The organism is Arenimonas maotaiensis (assembly GCF_014638745.1).
GTDB classification, from domain to species: domain Bacteria; phylum Pseudomonadota; class Gammaproteobacteria; order Xanthomonadales; family Xanthomonadaceae; genus Arenimonas; species Arenimonas maotaiensis.
Genome location: NZ_BMFO01000001.1, coordinates 427,968 through 448,094, shown reverse-complemented (window position 1 = coordinate 448,094; position 20,127 = coordinate 427,968). Strand labels below are relative to the sequence as shown.

The following is a 20,127-nucleotide window of genomic DNA, read 5'->3' as shown; positions in this document are numbered from 1 at the left end:
TTTTTTCGCCCGGAAACCCGGATTCAGAACAGTTCGGCGTCCAAGGCCATCAGGCTGGCGCTACCGCCGCGGATCGCCGCGGCATGCTGCGCCGCGCGCGGCAGGATGCGGTCGAAGTAGAAGCGCGCGGTTTCCAGCTTGGCTTTGGCCAGGGCGGCATCGCCCGAGGCCTGTGCCACTCGCGCCGACTCCGCCCACCAGTAGGCGAGGCAGGCGTAGGCCGACAGGAACAGGTAGTCGACCGACGCGGCGCCGACCGCATCCGGATCGGCCGCCGCCGCGCCGCCGATTTCACGGGTGACCGCGGCCCACAGCGCGGCGGTGTCCTTCAGCCGGGCGCTGAACTCGCCGTCCGGTTCGGCCGCGACCAAAGCCTCGATCAAGCCGAGGAAGCGCTTCAGGCCGGCGCCTTGCGTGTGCAGGGTCTTGCGGCCGAGCAGATCGAGCGCCTGGATGCCGGTGGTGCCTTCGTAGATGGTGGTGATGCGGGCGTCGCGCGCCAGTTGCTCCATGCCCCATTCGCGCACGTAGCCGTGGCCGCCGAAGCATTGCAGCGCGTGGTAGGCGCATTCGTTGGCCCATTCGGTCAGCGCGCCCTTGACGATCGGGGTCAGGAAGCCGAGGAACAGCTCGGCCTCGGCGCGCGCTTCCGGGCTGGCCGCGCGTTCGGCCTTGTCGATTTCCACGGTGGCCTGGTAGGCCAGGCAGCGGGCGCCTTCGGTCAGCGCCTTGCAGGTCAGCAGCATGCGCCGCACGTCCGGATGCACGATGATCGGGTCGGCCGGCTTGTCGGGGAACTTGGCGCCGGCGGCGGCGCGCATCTGTAGGCGCTCGCGGGCGTACGCCAGCGCGTTCTGGGTCGCCCGGTCCATCAGGCCCAGGCCCTGCAGGCCGACCGCCACGCGCGCGGAGTTCATCATGGTGAACATCGCGTTCAAGCCGCGGTTCGGCTGGCCGATCAGGTAGCCTTGCGCACCGTCGAAATTCATCACGCAGGTGGCGGAGCCGTGGATCCCCATCTTGTGCTCGATGGAGCCGCAGCGCACCGCATTCGGACCACCGGTGCTGCCGTCGCGCGCGGTTTTCAGCTTCGGCACGATGAACAGCGAGATGCCCTTCACGCCGGCCGGCGCATCCGGCAGGCGCGCCAGCACCAGATGCACGATGTTGTCGGTCAGGTCGTGCTCGCCGCCGGTGATGAAGATCTTGGTGCCAGTGACGGCGTAGCTGCCGTCGGCCTCGGGCACGGCGCGGGTCTTCAACAGGCCGAGGTCCGAGCCGCAATGCGGTTCGGTCAGGCACATGGTGCCGGTCCAACGGCCGGCCACGATCGGTTTCAGGAACGCCTCGCGTTGCCAGTCCTCGCCGTGGTGCTTCAGCGCCTCGGTGGCGCCGTGCGACAGCAGCGGGTAATTGCCCCAGCTCAGGTTGGCGGCATCGATCATTTCCTTGAACACGCAGGCCAGGCTTTCCGGCAGGCCTTGGCCGCCGAATGCCTCGGGCGCGGTCAGGCCGCTCCAGCCGCCCTCGACGAACTGCGCGTAGGCCTCGCGGAAGCCCGGCGGCGTGGCGACCGCGCCGGTGTCGCGGTCGAAACGGCAGCCTTCGCGGTCGCCGTCGGCGTTGATCGGCGCCAGCACGGTTTCGGCGAACTTGGCGGCTTCCTCCAGCACGGCGTCCGACAGTTCGCGGTCGGCGGCGGCGAGGTCGAGCTCACGGTAGGTCCGTTCGGCCTTGAGCAGGTCGAACAGCACGAATTTCATGTCTTTCAGCGGGGCTTTGTAGGTGTTCATCGCGGTGTCTTCGGTGGCGGGTTGGCGGGCTTCAGCGGTAAACGCCGTCAAGGCCCGGTGCGGGGTTCAGGCGGCCGTCGTACTGCAGCTCGTAACGGCGGTTCGGGTCGACGCTGCGCACGCTGCCTTCCAGCCGATAGCGTAAGGGCTGAGACTTATCCAAGCGATTGTCGAGCTCGGCGCGTGTGGCCGCCGTGAACGCGGCCGGCACATCCACCACCTCGGCGGCGTTGGCGCCGATCTTCGGCAGCTCGGCGGTCGTGAGTTGGCTCCACTCGCCGTCCAGGATGCGCACTTTCAGCGCCAGATCGCGGAACGCCACCGGTCCGGTGCTGAAGTTCTGCAGGCGGACCTGGGCTTGCCAACTGCCGTCCGGCAGGCGCTGCAGCTGTTGCAGGCTGGCCTGCGGCGGATAGTGGCGCACGGCAGGGGTGCTGGCGCAGGCGGCCAACAGGCCGAGCAGGGAAACGGTCAGGAAACGGCGGTATCGCATCGGGTCATCCGTGGTTGCGGTTACCCTGAAAGAATACCACCGGGCCGTCATGTTCGGCTTGCGTCGGCGGCCGCTTTCCCGCGAGAATGCCGAATGCCGAATCAATCGTTCCTGTTGGGTCTGTTGTTGCCGTTGGCGGATGCGCCGCCGCCTGCCGGACAGCCGTCCCTGAAATCCGTGGTCCATGAGCTGTACATCGACGATCTGGACCGTGCACGGCTGGAGTCGCTGTCCGGCAGCGACCATATCGACGGCTTGGACGGCCACAGCCATTTCGTCGACGCCCGCGACCAGGCCGAAATCGAACGCCTTGGCCATAAGCCGGTGTTCGCCGTGCCGTTGCCGGGCGGCGCGCTGTACCTGCGCATCCCGTCGTTCCATGCCGGCACCGCGCGTGCCGTGCACGCCGCGCTGGAGCCGCATGTCCGGAGCGCGCCGGTGCGCCATCTGGTGATGGATCTGCGCGACAACCGCGGCGGAACCATCAGCGGCGCGATCGAAGTCGCCGACGAGTTCATCGACGACGGCGTGCTGGCCGGCACCCGCGGCCGCGCCGATATCGCCAACATGCTGTTTTTGGCCAAGCCGGCCGGTTTGCTGCCGAAAGCCGGCGTGACCGTACTGGTCGACCGCATGACGGCCTCGGCCGCCGAATTGCTGGCCGGCATCCTCGCGCACCGGCGCGACGCGCTGTTGGTCGGCCGCGATACCTACGGCAAGTCCTCGGTGCAAAGCCAGGTCCATCTCGACGAGGCGCAGGACGTCATGCTGACCATCGCCCGCTACTATTTCGACGACGGCACCAGCATCGGCCGCCGCGGTCTGCATCCGGACATCCGGGTGTCGACCAGGCGTCTGCACAGACAGCGGCCGCCGGAATCCGCGGCCGAGGTGCCGGCGCTGCTCGGCGCCGATTCGCTGATTCTCGAGGCGCTGGAGGCCTTGCGCCGGCGCGATGCAGCCGGCGCGGTTCAGACCAGCCCGAAGGCGTAATACAGGCCGATGATGACGAACACCGCCGAGGTCTTGATCAGGGTGATGGCGAAGATGTCCTTATAGGCCTGCCGGTGGGTCAGGCCGGTGACCGCCAACAGGGTGATCACCGCGCCGTTGTGCGGCAGGGTGTCCATGCCGCCGGAGGCCATCGCCGCCACCCGGTGCAGCACCTCCATCGGGATGCCGGCCGCGTTGGCGTTGGCGATGAAGGTTTCCGACATCGCGGCCAAGGCGATGCTCATGCCGCCGGAGGCCGAGCCGGTGATGCCGGCCAGCGCGGTGACGGTGATCGCTTCGTTGATCAGCGGGTTGGGGATGGCCCCCAAGGCGTTGGCGACCAGCAGGAAACCGGGCAGGGCGGCGATCACCGCGCCGAAACCGTATTCCGAGGCGGTGTTCATCGCCGCCAGCATGGCGCCGCCGACGGCGGCGCGCGCGCCTTCGCTGAAGCGGCCGATCACCGGCTTCCAGGCCAGCGCCAGCACGCTCAGGATGCCGACCAGCAGCGCGCCCTGCACCGACCAGATGGCCGCTACCTTCGGGATTTCCTGCACCACCGGCGCGGCGCTGCCGATCACCGCCGGATCGAAGCTGTGGCTGTCGCCGTACCAGAGCGGAATCCAACCGCTCAGCAGCTTGTTGCCGACACCGACCAGCAGCAGCGGCAGCAGCGCGACCAGCGGATGCGCCAGACGGTCGCCGCCGAACGCGGCCGGCTCGTTGTGCAGGCTGTCCGGATCGCCGTAGCCTTCGCCTTTGCCCAAGGCGGCGCGTCGGCGCCATTCCAGATACACCAGGCCGACGGCGAGGATGAACACGCCGCCCAAGGTGCCGAGCCAAGGCGAGGCCCAGGTGTCGGTGCCGAAGAACGAGGTCGGGATGATGTTCTGGATCTGCGGGCTGCCGGGCAGGGCGTCCATGGTGAAGGTGAACGCGCCGAGCGCGATGGTGCCGGGAATCAGCCGCTTCGGGATGTCGGCCTGCCGGAACAGTTCGGCCGCGAACGGATAGACCGCGAACACCACCACGAACAGCGATACGCCGCCGTAGGTCAGCAGGGCGCACACGGCCACGATCGACAGCATCGCGCGCTGCGGCCCGAACAGGCGGATCACGGCGCCGACGATGGATTTGGAGAAGCCCGACAGCTCGATCAGCTTGCCGAACACGGCGCCGAGCAGGAATACCGGGAAATACAGCTTCAGGAAGCCGACCATCTTGTCCATGAACAGACCGGTGAACATCGGCGCCACCAGCGAGGGGTCGGTGGCCAGCACTGCGCCGAGCGCCGCCACCGGCGCGAACAGGATGACGCTGTGGCCGCGGTAGGCGATCCACATCAGGAACAACAGCGCGGCCAGGATGATCAACAGATCCATGCGGGGACTCGAAGCGGAAACCGGCCTGCAGTGTCGGTGAAAGCGCCCCCGCCCTCATACTGTACCAAGGTACAACTGCGGCCTCCCCGCAAACGGCATAGTCTGCTACCCAACCGGTATTTCAGCCGCGGACAACAGCACCCAAACACCAGGGAGAGTTATGAACAAGAATTATCTGAGTCTGGCCATCGGTCTTTCGCTCGTCGCCGGCATGGCGCAGGCGCAGGACGCCCAAACCGCCAAGCCCGCCGACGGCTCCGCGGCCAAGACGCTGGACAGCGTCACCGTCACCGCCCGCCGCCGCGCCGAGTCCATCCAGGACGTGCCGGTCGCGGTCAGCGCCTTCAGCGAAGACGACATGAAGGACCTGCAGGCGACCAACATCGACGGCCTGCAGGGTTCGGTGCCGAACATGAACATCGTGCAGGGCCGCGGCTCCTCGAACAGCGTCAACGTGTTCATCCGCGGCATCGGCCAGCCGGACGCGTTGCAGACCTTCGACCCGGGCGTCGGCATGTACGTCGACGACGTGTACTACTCGCGCATCAACGGCGCGCTGTTCTCGCTGTTCGACGTGCAGCAGGTGGAAGTGCTGCGCGGTCCGCAGGGCACCCTGTACGGCAAGAACTCCACCGGCGGCGCGGTCAAGATCACCACCAAGAACCCGTTCGATGACGAGGGCGGCGCCGTCGAGCTGACCGCCGGCAACTACGGCCGCGCCGAAGGCCGCTTCTACGCCAGCGGCAAGCTGAACGATGTGGTGGCGATGAGCGTGGCCGCCGCCAAGATCACCCGCGACGGCTACGTGACCGATCCGGTGACCAAGCAGGATTACAACGACGAGGACACCAGCGCCATCCGCGCCAAACTGGCCCTGCGTCCGCGTGACGGCCTCGACATCAGCGTGGCCTTCGACTACACCCGCCAGGACAACGCCCTGACCCTGGGCCGCCCGACCGCGCCGCTCACCAGCGTACCGCCGCTGGCCGCCCCGACCGGCGAATACGATTTCGAGACCCGGACCTCGTTCTCGCCGGATCAAGGCCAGGAAATGACCCACAAGGGCGTCACCGCCGCCATCAACTGGGAAATCAACGAGCGCTGGCTGCTGAAGGCGATCAACGCCCACCGCACGCTGCAGACCGAGTCCTTCATCGACATCGACGCCTCCGAGCGCGAGCTCGGCGACGTGCTGGTGGCGCTCGACCAGCAGCAGAGCAGCCAGGAAGTGCAACTGCAGTACGACAGCGGCGCCGGCCTGAAGGCCACCTTCGGCCTGTACTACATGAACGAGCAGGTGCCGTCCTACCAGGAAGCCTACGCCGATGATTTCTTCGGCGTGTCGTTCCTGCGCACCATCAGCGACGACCTGGAAACCGACAGCAAGGCCGCCTTCGCGCATGCCAGCTGGGATTTCGCGCCGACCTGGACCCTGTCCGCCGGCGTGCGCTGGACCCAGGACCACAAGGATTACTTCCGCACCACCAGCACTTTCTGGGGCGGTTTCTACAGCGTGCTGAACGAAACCGTGTCGCTCAACACCGACAAATCCTGGTCAGCGGTCACGCCGTCCGCCAGCCTGCAGAAGGCGTTCAGCGATAATGTGATGGGTTACGTCTCGGCCAACCGCGGCTTCAAGTCCGGCGGCTTCAACGGCCGCGCCAACTCGGCGTTCGAGGCCAGTAACCCCGAGTTCGCGCCGGAGTTCGTCTGGACCTATGAAATGGGCGTCAAGATGCAGTCCGCCGACAAGCGCCTGAGCGGCCGTCTGGCGGCCTTCCACAGCAGCTACGAGGACTTCCAGGCCCGCGTCTCCGAAGTCACCAATCCGGGCGCGCCGGTTCCGAGCTTCGGCTTCCCGGTGTTGAACGCGGCCGAGCTGACCATCGACGGCATCGAGTTCGAAGGCGTCGCGCTGCTGGGCGAAGCCACCCGCCTGTCGACCCAGCTGGGTTGGATGGACGCACGCTACGACAAGTTCGTCGATCCGCGCGTCGACCTCAACCCGGCGCTGGCCAACCTGCACGACCATGTGCCGTTCTCGCCGGAGTTCACCGCCCGCGTCGCGCTGCAGCACAGCTTCAGCCTGGCCAACGGCAGCACCTTCAGCGTCGGCGCCGACGCGTCCTACCGCAGCGAGACCTGGCTGTCGGTCGACAACCGTCCGGGTCTGGTGCAGGACGCCTACACCCTGGTCGGCCTGTACGGCGTCTGGGATTCGGCCGACGCCAAGTGGCAGGCCCGCGCCGGCGTGCGCAACCTGACCGACGAAGTCTACAAGACCGACGGCCAGGAGTTTTCCTCGGTCGGCAACATCCAGACCGCGTACTACGGCATGCCGCGCAACTGGTACGCCTCGCTCCGCTACAACTTCTGATCCGCGCCGATCGGAACCGGAAAGGCCGCAAGCGATTGCGGCCTTTCCTTTTGTAAGGCCTGCGCATTTCGGGTAGAGTGGTGCGAACCGTCAGCGTCCCGGCCATGTTCAGCGAATTCCAACTCATCCTCGTCGCCCTGGTCTGGATCGCCCTGCTGTTCGGCACCGCGCTGTGGGTCGAGCGCCGCCCGGGCCTGCTGTCGCGGCATTGGCCCTACGTCTACAGCCTGTCGCTGGCGGTGTACTGCACGTCCTGGACCTTCTACGGCACAGTGACCCAGGCCTTGCGCTCGGGTTGGCCGATTCCCCCGACCTTCATCGGCAGCATGCTGTTCTACCTGTTCGCGTTCGGCTTCGTGCGCAAGCTGCAGCAGCTGGCGCAGGAGCACAACGCCACCTCCATCGCCGACCTGATCGCCAGCCGGCTCGGCCGCGATTCGACGCTTGCCGCCGCCATCACCGCCGTGGCGGTGGTCGGCATCGTGCCTTACATCGCGCTGCAGCTGAAGGCGGTGACCATGAGCTACGGCATGCTGCGCGGCGCCTACCAGCCGGCCACCGAGGCCTGGAAGGACAGTGCGCTGTACGTGGCGCTGGTGATGGCGGCGTTCGCCATGCTGTTCGGCACCCGGCGCGCGTCGGTCAGCGAACGCAACCGCGGGCTGGTGCTGGCCATGGCGGTGGAGTCGCTGTTGAAGCTCGGCGCCATGCTTGCGCTCGGCCTGTACGTCTGGCTCAACTTCGATCTCGCCGTCGAGGTGCCCGACGCCATCCGCCAAGGCGGCGCCGAAGGCTTTCCGGCCCTGATCCTGCTCGGCGTGTTCGCCATGGTCACCTTGCCGCACCAGTTCCATGTCGGCTTCATCGAATTGCGCGACGGCCGCGACCCGCAGACCGCGCGTTGGCTGTTTCCGCTGTACATGCTGCTGATCGCGATTCCGATCCTGCCGATCGCGCTGGCCGGGCAGCGGGTGCTGGCGCCGGCCGGCATCGACTCCGACCTGTTCGTGCTGGCCTTGCCGCTGTCGCGCGGCGACGGCGGCATGGCCCTGCTGGCCTTCATCGGCGGCTTGAGCGCCGCCACCGGCATGGTCATCTTCGCCACCTTGGCGCTGTCGGTGATGGTCTCCAACCACTGGTTGACGCCGATCTGGCTCAAGACCGCCTGGTCGCACGCGGCTACGCGTGCCGGCGGCGACCTCAGCCGGCCGCTGCTCTGGGCGCGCCGCGCCGGCATCCTGGTGCTGGTGCTGTTGGCCTGGGGCTACAGCCGCGCCGGCGGCGACAATGACGCCTTGGCCGACATCGGCGCGGTCTCGTTCTCCGCACTCGGCACCCTGGCGCCGGCCTTGGCCTTCGCGGTCTGGCGTCCGCAGATGCCGGCGCGCTCGGTCCTGTTCGGCTTGGCCGGCTCGGTGCTGCTGTGGCTCTGGATTCTGCTGCTGCCGGCCTTGGCCGACGGCTTCGGCTGGTATCCCGGCTGGTTGCTTCAGGGGCCGTTTGGTTGGCAATGGCTGGCGCCGGACTCGTTGTTCTGGCTGCAGGACTGGAGCCGGCTCGGCCGCGCGGTCACCTTGAGCCTGCTGGCCGGCGCGGTATTGCCCTATCTGCACGCGGCGTATTTCAAGCCGGGCCAAGCCGCCCATCCGGCCGCCGGCCTGAACCGCGACAGCCTGCTCAACATCGCCGGCCGCTTCCTGCCGGCGGCGCGCGTCCAGCGCCTGCTCGATGAACACGGCGAGCAGCTGCCGGCGTTGCAGAAGCGCATCGAGCGCGAGCTGTCGTCGGTGTTGGGCGCGGCGTCGGCGCGTCTGCTGTTCGACGCCGCGCGCCGCGAACAGGGCGCCGATCTGGACACCGTCGCCGCCATCGTCGGCGAGGCCTCGCAGGCGTTGCGCTTCAACCAGCAGGTACTGGAGGCGGCGCTGGAGAACATGAGCCAGGGCATCAGCGTGGTCGATGCGCAACTGCGCCTGGTGGCCTGGAACCGGCGTTACGCGTCGCTGTTCCAGTATCCGAAGAACCTGCTGCAGGTCGGCGTGCCGGTCGAGCGGCTGGTCGCCTACAACGTCGAACGCGGCCTGCTCGGCGACAGCCGCGGTGCGTCCGACATCGAGAAGCGCATCGCCTACATGAAAGCGGGCACCGCCTACATCACCGAACGCCGCTTCGGTGACAGCATCGTCGAGATCCGGGGCAATCCGATGCCCGGCGGCGGCTTCGTGGCCACCTTCACCGACGTCACCGAATTCCGCGAGAGCGAACGCAAGCTCAAATCGATCGCCGAGACGCTGGAGGCGCGGGTGTCCGAACGCACCGCGCAGCTTCAGGCCGCCAGCGCCGAAGCCGAGCGCGCCAACCGCGCCAAGTCGCGTTTCCTGGCCGCGGTCAGCCACGACCTCGCCCAGCCCCTGCATGCCGCGCGTCTGTTCAGCCACGCGCTGGAGCAGAAGCTGCAGCATGCCGAATACCGGCCGTCGCTGGCCAACATCGACGGCGCGCTGAATTCCGCCGAGAGCCTGCTGGCCAGCGTGCTGGACATCTCGCGTCTGGACGCCGGCGGCATGAAGCCGGACGTCAACGTCTTTCCGGTCGATGAATTGCTGGCCGGTCTGGCCAGCGAGTTCTCGGTGTTGGCGCACGAAAAGGGGTTGGCGCTGCATGCGGTGCCGTGCCGGCTGTGGGTCGAGAGCGACGCGCAGCTGCTGCGCCGCATCCTGCAGAACTTCCTGTCTAACGCCATCCGCTACACCGCGCAGGGCCGCATCCTGTTCGGTTGCCGGCGCGCCGGCGGGCGCCTGTGGATCCAGGTCTGGGACACCGGTCCGGGCATCGCCGACGCCGACCGCGGCATGATCTTCGAGGAGTTCCGCCGGCTCGACCGCGCCGGGCAGGGCATGGGCCTGGGGTTGGCCATCGCCGACCGCATGGCGCGCCTGCTCGGTCATCCGATCCGCCTGCATTCGCGCATCGGCGCGGGTTCGATGTTCGCGGTGGCGGTGCCGCTGGCGGACGCGGCGCCGTCAGCGCCCAAACCGGCGGCGGCGCAACCGGTGCCGGCACCGGCGGCGTGCGTGTTGGCGGTCGATAACGATCCGGACGTGCTGCGCGCGATGCAGGAACTGCTGGGCCAGTGGGGTTGCGAGGTGACGGCGGCGGCCGATCCCGAACAGGCCGTCGCGCTGTCCCGGACGCAGCGTCCGGACGTGCTGGTGCTCGACTACCACCTCGATGCCGGCGCCACCGGCGTGGCCCTGCACGCGCGCATCGAGCGGCTCATCGGTCCGGTGCCGTGCATCGTGGTCACCGCCGACCGCAGCGAAGCGGTGCGCAACGAAATCCTCAACGCCGGTTGCCAGATCCTGCACAAGCCGGTCAAGCCCTTGGCGCTGAAGACCGCGTTGGCCGCGCTGTTGCCGAAACGCCGCGCCTAGGGCAGGGCGCTGTTCGGGTCGGCCAGTTCCAGCGAGCGCAGCAGCACGCCGGCCTGGGTCCGGTTCTTGACGCCGAGCTTCTCGAAGATGGCGCTCATGTGCGCCTTGACCGTGCGTTCCTGGATGCCGAGCTCGTCGGCGATCTGCTTGTTCAGCAGGCCGCGGGTGACCCGGGTCAGCACCTTGAACTGTTGCGGACTGAGCGAGGCCAGTTTTTCGTCGAGGCTGTGGTCGTCGGCGCTGAGTTCGGCCTGCGCCACGGACTTGCGTACCGAGGCCGGCAACCACTCCTGGCAGGACAGCACCGCGGTCAGGCTGTTCTTGAGGTCGGCCAGTCCGGTGCGTTTGGTCAGGTAACCGACCGCGCCGTAATCCAGCGAGCGCCGGATGGTGGCCGGGTTTTCGTGCGCGGAGATGACGATCACCGCCACGCCGGGATGTTCGGCGCGGATCGAGGCCAGGCCCATCAGTCCGTGACAGCCCGGCATGTGCAAGTCGAGCAGCACGATGTCGGTATCGGGGTTGGCCTGCAGATAGGCCATCACCGAGTCGTGATCCTCGGCTTCGCCGATGCGCGCGTCGGGCATGAAGCCGCGAATCGCCTGGGTCAGCGCCATGCGGTACAGCGGATGGTCGTCGGCGACCAGCAGATGGTTCATGGCCTTATTGTGCCGTCCACGCCCCGTCGATGGCAATCGTGGCGCCGGTGATGTTGTGCGCCTCGCGCCGGCACAGCCAGAGCACGGAATCGGCGATTTCCTCCGGACGGGACATGCGCAGGCTCGGCTGCTTCTCGCGCAGCAGAGCGCGCACGCCGTCGTCGCGGCTGCCGCCGTTCATCCGCGCCTCGATCTGAGGCTCGATCAGCGGCGTTTCCACCCAGCCCGGGCAGATGCAGTTGACGGTGACGCCGCCGGTTTCGCGCGAGCCGGCCGCGGCGTATTCCAGCGCCAAGGCCTTGCTCAAGCCGACCAGGCCGAATTTGCTGGCCACATACGGCGCTTTGCCGGCCGAGGCCACCAGGCCGTGCACCGAGGCGATGTTGACCACGCGGCCGAAGCCTTTGGCCGCCATCGCCGGCAGCGCGCGGCGCATGCTGTGGTATGCGGCGCTCAGGTTGACCGCGATGATCGCTTCCCACGCGCCATCCGGCAGCGCTTCCAGCGGCTTGGCGATCTGCATGCCGGCGCAGTTGACCAGGATGTCGATGCCGCCGTCGGCGGCGCAGCGCGCCATCATCGCGTCGATGGCTTCCGGATCGCGCAGGTCGGCCGGATCATGGCGGGCCGGCTGCGTGCCGTGCGCTTCGATGCCCGACAGCGCGGCGGCGATCTGGGCGGCGTCGCCCAAACCGTTGATGCTGACGCGGCAACCGGCCGCGGCCAGGGCCTCGGCGATGGCCAAGCCGATGCCGGAAGTGCCACCGGTGACCAATGCCGTGCGTCCGGCGAGGAAAATGTCGTTCATGGAGCCGCCATACGGTGATTGTCTGCCGATTACGATACGCCGGATGCCTGCGGCATTCAGCTGTACCAAGGTACCATGACCGCCCTGGCGCGCTTTGTTACGGTATGCTCAGCCCATTCCCGATCCCGGAGATTTCCATGCGTCACACGCACACCCTCATCGCCGGCATATTGCTTGCCGGCACCGCGTCACTGGCCGTTGCGCGCGGTCCGGTGCCGCTGGCCCAAAGCCTGCACACGCATGCCGATCTGCTGTCGGCCGGCCTTGGTTTGGACGGCCTGCGCAATCCGACGGCACCCGCCGGCGAGACCTCCGCCGAGCTGCTGCGCCAGCGTGCGCTCTGGGCCAATTGGCGCGGCATCGCCGATCTTGCTCCCGGCGGCGGCTACGGCGACTGGTACGGCCGCATCGCGCCGGTGCCGGGCCGCGAATACAGCGCGCTGCTGCGTTTCAAAGGCAACACACAACCGCACCGGGTGATGGTGCAGATTCCCGACAACTATGACTTGGACAAACGCTGCCTGGTGGTCACCGCGTCCAGCGGCTCGCGCGGCATCTACGGCGCCATCGCGTTGGCCGGCGCCTGGGGCCTGAACCATGGTTGCGCCGTGGCCTATACCGACAAAGGCGCCGGCACCGGATTTCTGGCCGCCGAGGGCGAAGGCTACGCCGTGGACGGCCATCTGAGCCGCGACGGCACCCCGAAGGAATTTGTATATCCCACCGGCGCCAAGAGCATCGCGGTCAAGCACGCGCACTCGGGCGACAACCCGGAGGCCGATTGGGGCCGCTATGTGCAACAGGCCAGCGAATACGCGCTGGCCACGCTCGACAGCCGCTTCCCGCATGCGGCGCCGTTCACGACCAAGAACACGCGCACGCTGGCGGTCGGCGTGTCCAACGGCGCCGGCGCGGTGCTGCGCGCGGCCGAATTGCCGGGCAACTGGCTGGACGGTGTGGTGGCGGTGTCGCCGAACATCCACGCGCCGGGCAGCCGTCCGCTGTACGACTACAGCACCGAAGCGGCGTTGCTGATGCCTTGCGCCTTGAATGCGGCCGATTTCGATACCGTAGCCTATGCCCGGCCCGGCGGCGTCAAGTCCGCGGCCGGCACCCTGCGCTGCGCCTCGTTGAAAGCCGATGGCATGCTTGCCGCCGACACGCCGCAGGCGCAGGCCGAAGCGGCTTGGGCGATGTTACGCGCCGCCGGTTGGCGGCGTGAGGCTGTGGCGGCCGGTGCGGTCAGCACCGCCTTCGATCTCTGGCGCGCGGTGGCGGTGACCTACGCCTCGGCCTACCTGCGCAGCGGCCCGGACGACATGCCCTGTGGTTACCGTTTCGACACGCTGGACGCCGCCGGCAAACCGCGCATGGCCGCAGAGGCCGAGCGCGCGCTGTGGTGGAGCGACAGCACCGGCATTCCGCCTTCGGTCGGCGTCGGCATCGTCGACGGCCAAGCCACCGGCAACGATGCCGCGTTCGCCGGACTGAAATGCCTGCGCGCGCTGTGGACCGGCAATGACGCTGAAGCCCAAGCTTTGCGTCAATCGATTACCGCGACCCAGGCCAAGCTACCGGCCAAAGGCCTGCCGGTGCTGGTCATCCACGGCGCGGACGACGGCCTGGTGCCGGAAGCCTTCAGCGGCGGCGCGTATGCCGCCTGGGCCGGCAAGTCGCGGCCGTCGGTGCGCTATTGGCAGGTACAACACGCCCAGCATTTCGACGCCTTCTTGGCGCAGCCGGTGCTGGCCACGCAGTACGTGCCGTTGATGCCCTATGCCTACCGCGGCCTGGATGCGGTCTGGGCCGCGATCGCCGAGTCCAAGCCGCTGCCGGACAGCCGCACGATTACGCCGGTGCCGCGCAAAGCCGGCGCCGGCGGTCTGCAGCCATTGACGGCGGAAAGCCTAGGCCTCTAGGATGGTGACGATCGAAGCCCTGCGCAGCGGGGCTTTTTTCAGGAACGATAACACGCCATAACACACGGGATTCCGCCATGCCGACCACTTCTCCGCTGCTTCGACATGCCTTGGCCGCATGCTGCCTGTCGATCTTGTCCGCCATGACCTGCGAGGCGATGGCCGCGCAGGCGACACGCAGCTTACCGGGCACCATCACTTCGACGCGCCAGGAGGCCACCTCGGTCTACAACCACCGCGTGCGTCCGGCCGAGCCGCGCTCGCGCATCGACTGGAAAAAGCGCATCGACGCCCTGCTGGTGGAAGAGCCGGGCGACGTCATCCTGACCGCGGTCGGCGACATGATCTTCAACGAGCCGATCACCCACCTGCAGGACCCGGAGCGCAAGCAGCTGCTGCGCCTGATGCAGGAAGCCGACATCGCCTACGGCAACATGGAGTTCCCGATCAACTCCAAGCCCGAGCTGCTGAAGCCGTTCTACAATTTCCGCGCGCCGCCGGAATTCGTCTGGGAGGTCGCGCGCACCGGCATCAACCTGGTCAGCCTGGCCAACAACCACACGCTCGACTTCGGCCAGGAAGGCCTGCGCGAGCACCTGCACGTGCTCGACCACAGCGGCATCAGCTACGCCGGCGCCGGCGATACCCTGGCCGAGGCGCACAAACCGGCGGTGATCTCGCCGCTGCACGCGCGGACCCGCTTCGCCATGCTGTCGTACATGCGCTTCTGGCACGACCGCTACCGCAGCCGCGATCCGGACGCGCCGTCGCTGGCCACCATCGATCCGGCCAAGGTCACGCTCAGCCGCGGTCCGGGGCAGGTCGAATCGGTGGAGGGCCTGCTGACCTCGGACCTGACCGCGATGGACGACGACATCATCCTGGCCAAACGCAAGAACGACCAGGTCATCGTCGCCCTGCACGTGCACGACGTCAGCCACGCGCGCATCAACGGCATCCAGAACCGGACGCCGCCGACCGAGGAGATGCTGTTCCGCCGCGCCGTCGACAGCGGCGCCGACATGGTGCTCGGCCACGGCCCGCACGTGCTGCGCGGCATCGAGTTCTACAAAGGCAAGCCGATCCTGTACAGCCTGTCGAACTTCATCTACCAGTACCGCACGCCCGAAGCCATCCCGGTCGACATCGTGCACCAGCGCGACAGCGAAATGCCGCGTCCGACCAACGTCTCGGTGTTCGACCGCCGCGATTCGCCGGAAGTGATGGAAGCGGTGATGGCGCGCATGGTGATGAACGACGGCCGGCTGAAGAAGCTGCAGCTGATTCCGGTCACCATCGACGACGAGGGCCCGCTGTACGGCGTGCCGAAGCTGGCCAACGACCGCCGCGGCGCCGAGATCCTGGCCACCGTGCAGCGCCTGTCGGCGCCGTACGGCACCCGCATCGAGATCAAGGGCTGGTACGGCGAGGTGGTGCTGCCGGCCGAGTCGCCCTGAGTCGGCGGATTCCCTTAATCGGGCAAATAAAAACCCCGCCGAGGCGGGGTTTTTTCTGAATAGTGGTGGCCAATCTCGGAATCGAACCAAGGACACAGGGATTTTCAATCCCTTGCTCTACCAACTGAGCTAATTGGCCATTCAGGCGTTCTATTGTATGTCCTCGGCCGACGACATGCAAGCTTTTCCTGGCTGACGCCCGACTGAACGGCACTGTATCGGCTCTGGCGCGTCCGTCCGGCCTTTGCTAGCTTGGAGCAAACCGAACCCAGGGGGCCGTGCCATGATCCGCCAATCCGCCGCAATGTTGTTGTCCATCCTGATCGCCACCGCCGCCTCGGCCGCCACCACCAAGACCGACCGCCAGACGCGCATGGACGAACGCCGGGAATTCGTCACCGGCTTCGCCGGCGAGCCCCAGTCCTCGGTTCGCTTCAGCCGCTTTTACGACTTCGAACCGCTGGGCAGCGACACCCTGTTGCTGTACGAATCGCTCAACCGCGCCTACCTGGTGAAGATCGAGGACTTCTGTCCGGACATGCCGAGCGCATTCAAGCTCGGCGTCGACAATTCCTCTTCCAGCCTGAACGTACGCCTGGACGCGATCGTCGTGCGTGGCAACCGCTGCCGCATCATCGAAATCCGCCCGGTCGACGTCAAGGCCATGAAAGCAGCGCAGAAGGCCAAGCGCGAAGCCGCCAAAGCGGCCGCCAAGCCGGCCTGATCAGGCCGGGGTATAGCCTTCGGGCTTGTCCGAGCCGGCACCGAACAGGAACTTCTCCATTTCCGCCTGCAGGAAGGCGCGGTGCTTCGGGTCCAGCGGCGACAGCCGGTTCTCGTTGATCAGCATGGTCTGATGCGCCAGCCACTCGGTCCAGGCGGCTTTGCCGATGTGGTTGAACACGCGCTTGCCGAGCTCGCCCGGCCACGGCGCGAAATCCAGGCCGTCGGTTTCGGTTCGGGTCTTTTCGCAGAATACGGTTCGGCTCATGGCAGGTCCTGAAGCAGGGTTTTAATCGGGGCGGGCAGGCCGATGCGCGGCCACTCGTGCGGCGCCAGCCAGCTTAGCGCGTCATTATCGGCGATTGCCGCGTTCGGTGTGCAGCCGCGCCAATGCAGGGCGCGGACGTTCAGCCGGAAATGGCTGAATACATGCGTGAACGGCGGCAGGCAATCGGGATCGCCGCCGACGCCACGGGCCAGACGCTTGGCCAGACGCCGGGCCGCGGTTTCGTCGGCCGCTTCCGGCAGCGAATGCAGGCCGCCCCAGATGCCGCTGCCCGGCCGGCGTTCGAGCAGCACCGCGCCGTCCTTGCGTTGCAGCACCAGCATGTGGATGTCGCGGTCCGGCACCGGCTTGCGCGTCTTGCGCTCCGGGTATTGCGCGACTGTGCCGCTGCGTTGCGCCTGGCATTGCGGCGCCAACGGGCAGACGCCGCAGCCGGGCTTGGCGCGCGTGCACAGCGTGGCGCCCAGATCCATCAGCGCCTGGGTGTAGTCGGCCATGCGCGTGGCGGGCAACAGCGATTCGGCGGTGCGCCACAGGCGCGCCGAAACCGCGGCGCTGGACGGGTCGCCGTCGATGGCGAAGAAGCGGGTCAGCACCCGCTTCACGTTGCCGTCGAGGATGGCGTGGCGCCGGCCATGTGCCTGGCTGAGGATCGCGCCGGCGGTCGAGCGCCCGATGCCGGGCAGGGCGAGCAGGGCATCGAAGTCCTCGGGCAGTTCGCCGCCGTGCGACGCCAGGCATTGCTGCGCGGCGCGGTGCAGGTTGCGCGCCCGAGCGTAATAGCCCAGTCCCGCCCAGTGCTGCATCACCGCCGCCTCCGGCGCCTCGGCCAGGGCCGTGAGCGTGGGGAAACGCTGCATGAAGACGTTGAAATAGGGGATGACGGTCTTGACCTGGGTCTGCTGCAGCATGATTTCCGAGACCCAGACCCGGTAAGGCGTGCGCGGGTGCTGCCATGGCAAATCATGCCGGCCGTGGCGGGCATGCCAGCCTAGCAGGGTATCGGCGAAATCGGCGGTACGGCTCAAGCGCGCGCCGGTAGCAGGGCGTCCACGTAGGCCTGGGCGTCGAATTCGCGCAGGTCTTCCGGCTTTTCGCCCAAGCCGATGAAGCGGATGGGGATGCCGAATTCACGCGCCAAGGCGAACAGCACGCCGCCCTTGGCGGTGCCGTCGAGCTTGGTCACCACCAAGCCGGTGACGCCGACCGCCTCGTGGAAGGCACGGCACTGGTTGATGGCGTTCTGGCCGGTGGTGCCGTCGATCACCAGCAGCACCTCGTGCGGCGCCTCCGGGTCGAGCTTGGCCAGCACGCGTTTGATCTTGGCCAGTTCCGCCATCAGATGGTTCTGGGTATGCAGGCGGCCGGCGGTGTCGGCGATCAGGATGTCGAAGCCGCGCGATTTCGCGGCCTGCAGGGCGTCGAAGGCGACCGAGGCCGGATCGGCGTCCTGGCCCTGCGCGACGACCGCGACGTTGTTGCGCTCGCCCCAGATCTGCAGCTGCTGCACGGCGGCGGCGCGGAAGGTGTCGCCGGCGGCCAGCATCAGGCTGTGGCCGTCCTTCTGGAAGCGGCGCGCCAGCTTGCCGATGGTGGTGGTCTTGCCGACGCCGTTGACGCCGACGGTCAACAGCACGAACGGTTTATGGCCGCCGTCGATCGCCAGCGGCTTGGCGATCGGCTCCAGAATCGCTCGCAACTGCGCGCGCAGGGTGTCGTGCAGCTGCCCGGAATCGGCGAACTCGCGCGCCTTCAGGCGCTTGCGCAGGTCGGCCATGATTTCGGCGCTGACCCGCACGCCGACATCGGCGCTGATCAGTGCCTCCTCCAGCTCGTCGAGCAGTTCCGGGTCGAGCTTGGGATGGCGCGAGAACAGGCCGCCGAAGGTGCGGGCGAAGAAGCTCTTGCCGACCGTCTGCTTGACCGCCTCGCGGGTGTCCACCACCTCGGCGGCATCGCCGGCCGCGTCCGCCTCGGCCGTCTGCGCCGGCGGCTCCGCCATCGCCGGGCTTGCCGGTTTTTCGGCCTCGGGCTTGGGTTTTTTCTTGAGGAAATCGAACATAGGGCGGTTCTGCGTCACAATAGGCGGGACATGCGGAGGATATGGAGGCGAAGCGTGCGAAAAACAGGGCTTGGCCACGTCCGTATTATAGCCGGTAGCCTCAGGGGCTCGAAATTGCCGGTGCCGGATGCCGACGGCCTGCGGCCGACCGGCGACCGCGTGCGCGAGACCCTGTTCAACTGGCTGCAGAACCGGATCGAAGGCCGGCGCGTGCTCGATCTGTTCGCCGGCTCCGGCGCACTCGGTTTCGAGGCGGCTTCGCGCGGTGCCGCCGAGGTCCTGTTGGTCGAAAGCCATGCCCCGGCCGCCGCTTCGCTGCGTGCGAGTCGGGAGCGCCTGAAGGCCGATCGGCTGCAGGTGGTGCAGGCCGATGCGTTGGCGTGGATGGCCGGCAACGCCGGCGAGCGCTTCGATCTGGTGTTCCTGGATCCGCCGTTCGCCAGCGATTTCTGGCCCCGGCTCTGGCCGCTGTTGTTGCCGCTGCTGCATGACGGCGCCTTGGTCTATGTCGAGGCCGCGGCCGCCGCCGCTTTGGCCTTGCCGGATGGCTTGGTGGCGCTGAAAGAGGGCAAAACCCGGGAGTCCCGCTATTTGCTGGCGCAATGGCAAAAACCGGCGGGCGGCTGATACACTATCGGCACTTTCCGTTCGAGCCCGAACATGAGCCAAAACCAGTACCGGACAGCGGTCTATCCCGGCACCTTCGACCCCATCACCAACGGTCATGTGGATCTGGTCGCCCGGGCGTCCCTGCTGTTCGACGAGGTGGTGCTGGCGGTGGCGCAGAGCCCGAATAAACAGCCGGTTTTCGGCCTGGACGAGCGCGTGGCGATGGCCGAAGAGGCGCTGCGCGCCCACCCGAACGTGCGCGTCACCGGCTTCAGCGGCCTGTTGGCGCATTTCGTGCACGACATGAAGGCCGGTGTGCTGTTGCGCGGCCTGCGTGCGGTGTCCGATTTCGAATACGAATTCCAGCTCGCCAGCATGAACCGGCACCTGATTCCGGACGTGGAGACCATGTTCCTGACCCCGTCCGAGCAGTTCAGCTTCATCTCGTCCTCGCTGGTGCGCGAAGTCGCGCGCCTGGGCGGCGACGTCTCCGAGTTCGTCCCCGGCAACGTACGTTCGGCGTTGGCGGCCAAGTGGAAGCAGTCAACAACACACCCATAACGAGGTTCACTATGTCACGCAAACTCATCGCCCTGTCCGCCCTGCTCGCCGTCGCCGTCTCGGCCTGCGGCAAGAAAGAGGAAGAAAACACCGAAGCCGCCGCGCCGGCCGTGGTCGCCGTGCCGACCACCGACGACAGCAACGCCTGGAAGCAGTATCTCGGTAGCGTCGCCGCCAAGCCGGAATACCAGGAAGTGGTCACCGACCGCACCATCCCGTACTTCCTGCCGTCCAACAGCAAGACCCCGGACAATCTGGCCAACACCGAAGAGTCCAGCCCGTACAGCCGCCAGATGGAAGTGGTCCAGCCGGCCATCCAGCGCACCGTGACCAAGGGCAACCTGCTGGTGTTCGGTTCGCCGGACAGCAAGACCATGGCCGACTTCATCGTCGAAGCCTTCGACGGCGCCGTGCCGACCGCGCTGAAAGGCTCGCACGTGCTGTTCATCGGCAAGTCGGAAGACGCCGAGCGCGTGAAAGCCGTGGTGGAAGCCGCCGGCGGCGGTTTCCTGTTCGAAGAAGTCCAGTAAGCGTCCACGCAGTCCCTTCCAGCGGCTCGGCTTTGCCGGGC

17 protein-coding genes and 1 tRNA gene are annotated in these 20,127 nt (G+C 67.5%); 9 read left to right on the top strand and 9 right to left on the bottom strand.

Annotated features, from left to right (window positions below; genetic code table 11):
- Positions 1–23 precede the first annotated feature (23 nt).
- Both IEV56_RS02170 and IEV56_RS02165 read right to left on the bottom strand, forming a co-directional pair.
- A complete protein-coding gene (locus tag IEV56_RS02170; RefSeq protein ID WP_188447262.1) occupies positions 24–1,793 on the bottom strand; it encodes an acyl-CoA dehydrogenase C-terminal domain-containing protein in 1,770 nt (589 codons plus the stop codon).
- 31 nt (positions 1,794–1,824) lie between these two features.
- Positions 1,825–2,286, bottom strand: a complete 462-nt coding sequence (locus IEV56_RS02165) for an LEA/WHy family protein (RefSeq protein WP_188447260.1) — start codon at positions 2,284–2,286, stop codon at positions 1,825–1,827.
- 93 nt (positions 2,287–2,379) lie between these two features.
- Between IEV56_RS02165 and IEV56_RS02160 the strand changes: the two genes are divergently transcribed.
- On the top strand, positions 2,380–3,279 hold the full coding sequence (locus IEV56_RS02160) for a S41 family peptidase (RefSeq protein ID WP_188447258.1): 900 nt from the start codon (positions 2,380–2,382) through the stop codon (positions 3,277–3,279).
- On the opposite strand, the gene IEV56_RS02155 is transcribed toward IEV56_RS02160, so the two are convergent.
- Positions 3,258–4,661, bottom strand: a complete 1,404-nt coding sequence (locus IEV56_RS02155) for a GntP family permease (RefSeq protein WP_188447257.1) — start codon at positions 4,659–4,661, stop codon at positions 3,258–3,260. The two genes, IEV56_RS02160 and IEV56_RS02155, sit on opposite strands and share 22 nt — an antisense overlap.
- 160 nt (positions 4,662–4,821) lie before the next feature.
- On the opposite strand from IEV56_RS02155, the gene IEV56_RS02150 reads away from it, so the two are divergent.
- Both IEV56_RS02150 and IEV56_RS02145 read left to right on the top strand, forming a co-directional pair.
- The gene (locus tag IEV56_RS02150; protein WP_188447254.1) at positions 4,822–7,038 is read left to right on the top strand and encodes a TonB-dependent receptor; all 2,217 of its coding nucleotides are present in this window, start codon (positions 4,822–4,824) and stop codon (positions 7,036–7,038) included.
- 104 nt (positions 7,039–7,142) lie between these two features.
- Positions 7,143–10,472, top strand: a complete 3,330-nt coding sequence (locus IEV56_RS02145) for a hybrid sensor histidine kinase/response regulator (RefSeq protein WP_188447252.1) — start codon at positions 7,143–7,145, stop codon at positions 10,470–10,472.
- Here IEV56_RS02145 and IEV56_RS02140 read toward each other — a convergent pair.
- Both IEV56_RS02140 and IEV56_RS02135 read right to left on the bottom strand, forming a co-directional pair.
- On the bottom strand, positions 10,469–11,131 hold the full coding sequence (locus tag IEV56_RS02140) for a response regulator transcription factor (protein ID WP_188447250.1): 663 nt from the start codon (positions 11,129–11,131) through the stop codon (positions 10,469–10,471). The genes IEV56_RS02145 and IEV56_RS02140 overlap by 4 nt on opposite strands.
- A 4-nt stretch (positions 11,132–11,135) precedes the next feature.
- Positions 11,136–11,939, bottom strand: coding sequence for a 3-hydroxybutyrate dehydrogenase (locus IEV56_RS02135; protein ID WP_188447248.1), 804 nt, complete (start codon positions 11,937–11,939; stop codon positions 11,136–11,138).
- Between the two features lie 137 nt (positions 11,940–12,076).
- Between IEV56_RS02135 and IEV56_RS02130 the strand changes: the two genes are divergently transcribed.
- Together IEV56_RS02130 and IEV56_RS02125 are read left to right on the top strand one after the other, a co-directional pair.
- A complete protein-coding gene (locus IEV56_RS02130) occupies positions 12,077–13,858 on the top strand; it encodes a 3-hydroxybutyrate oligomer hydrolase family protein (protein ID WP_188447246.1) in 1,782 nt (593 codons plus the stop codon).
- A 77-nt stretch (positions 13,859–13,935) separates the two neighbouring features.
- Complete coding sequence (locus IEV56_RS02125) at positions 13,936–15,315, top strand: CapA family protein (protein WP_188447243.1); 1,380 nt, start codon at positions 13,936–13,938, stop codon at positions 15,313–15,315.
- A gap of 63 nt (positions 15,316–15,378) precedes the next feature.
- Here the strand turns inward: IEV56_RS02125 and IEV56_RS02120 are convergent.
- Positions 15,379–15,454: transfer RNA gene (locus tag IEV56_RS02120), tRNA-Phe, on the bottom strand.
- A gap of 165 nt (positions 15,455–15,619) precedes the next feature.
- Between IEV56_RS02120 and IEV56_RS02115 the strand changes: the two genes are divergently transcribed.
- Entirely contained in the window at positions 15,620–16,039 is a 420-nt protein-coding gene (locus IEV56_RS02115; RefSeq protein WP_188447241.1) for a DUF6491 family protein, read from the top strand.
- On the opposite strand, the gene IEV56_RS02110 is transcribed toward IEV56_RS02115, so the two are convergent.
- From IEV56_RS02110 to ftsY, 3 genes are read right to left on the bottom strand one after another with little or no spacing between them, the layout of a single operon-like run.
- On the bottom strand, positions 16,040–16,306 hold the full coding sequence (locus IEV56_RS02110) for an oxidative damage protection protein (protein ID WP_188447239.1): 267 nt from the start codon (positions 16,304–16,306) through the stop codon (positions 16,040–16,042).
- A complete protein-coding gene (gene mutY, locus IEV56_RS02105; protein ID WP_188447237.1) occupies positions 16,303–17,352 on the bottom strand; it encodes an A/G-specific adenine glycosylase in 1,050 nt (349 codons plus the stop codon). Before mutY ends, IEV56_RS02110 begins: the two co-directional genes overlap by 4 nt.
- Positions 17,349–18,575, bottom strand: coding sequence for a signal recognition particle-docking protein FtsY (ftsY, locus tag IEV56_RS10560; RefSeq protein ID WP_425488558.1), 1,227 nt, complete (start codon positions 18,573–18,575; stop codon positions 17,349–17,351). The genes mutY and ftsY overlap by 4 nt, the downstream gene beginning before the upstream one ends.
- On the opposite strand from ftsY, the gene rsmD reads away from it, so the two are divergent.
- From rsmD to IEV56_RS02085, 3 genes are read left to right on the top strand one after another with little or no spacing between them, the layout of a single operon-like run.
- Complete coding sequence (gene rsmD, locus IEV56_RS10555) at positions 18,507–19,013, top strand: 16S rRNA (guanine(966)-N(2))-methyltransferase RsmD (protein WP_425488551.1); 507 nt, start codon at positions 18,507–18,509, stop codon at positions 19,011–19,013. The two genes, ftsY and rsmD, sit on opposite strands and share 69 nt — an antisense overlap.
- A 33-nt stretch (positions 19,014–19,046) precedes the next feature.
- On the top strand, positions 19,047–19,556 hold the full coding sequence (coaD, locus tag IEV56_RS02090; protein ID WP_188447230.1) for a pantetheine-phosphate adenylyltransferase: 510 nt from the start codon (positions 19,047–19,049) through the stop codon (positions 19,554–19,556).
- A gap of 11 nt (positions 19,557–19,567) precedes the next feature.
- Positions 19,568–20,086, top strand: coding sequence for a hypothetical protein (locus IEV56_RS02085; RefSeq protein ID WP_188447228.1), 519 nt, complete (start codon positions 19,568–19,570; stop codon positions 20,084–20,086).
- Positions 20,087–20,127: the final 41 nt, after the last annotated feature.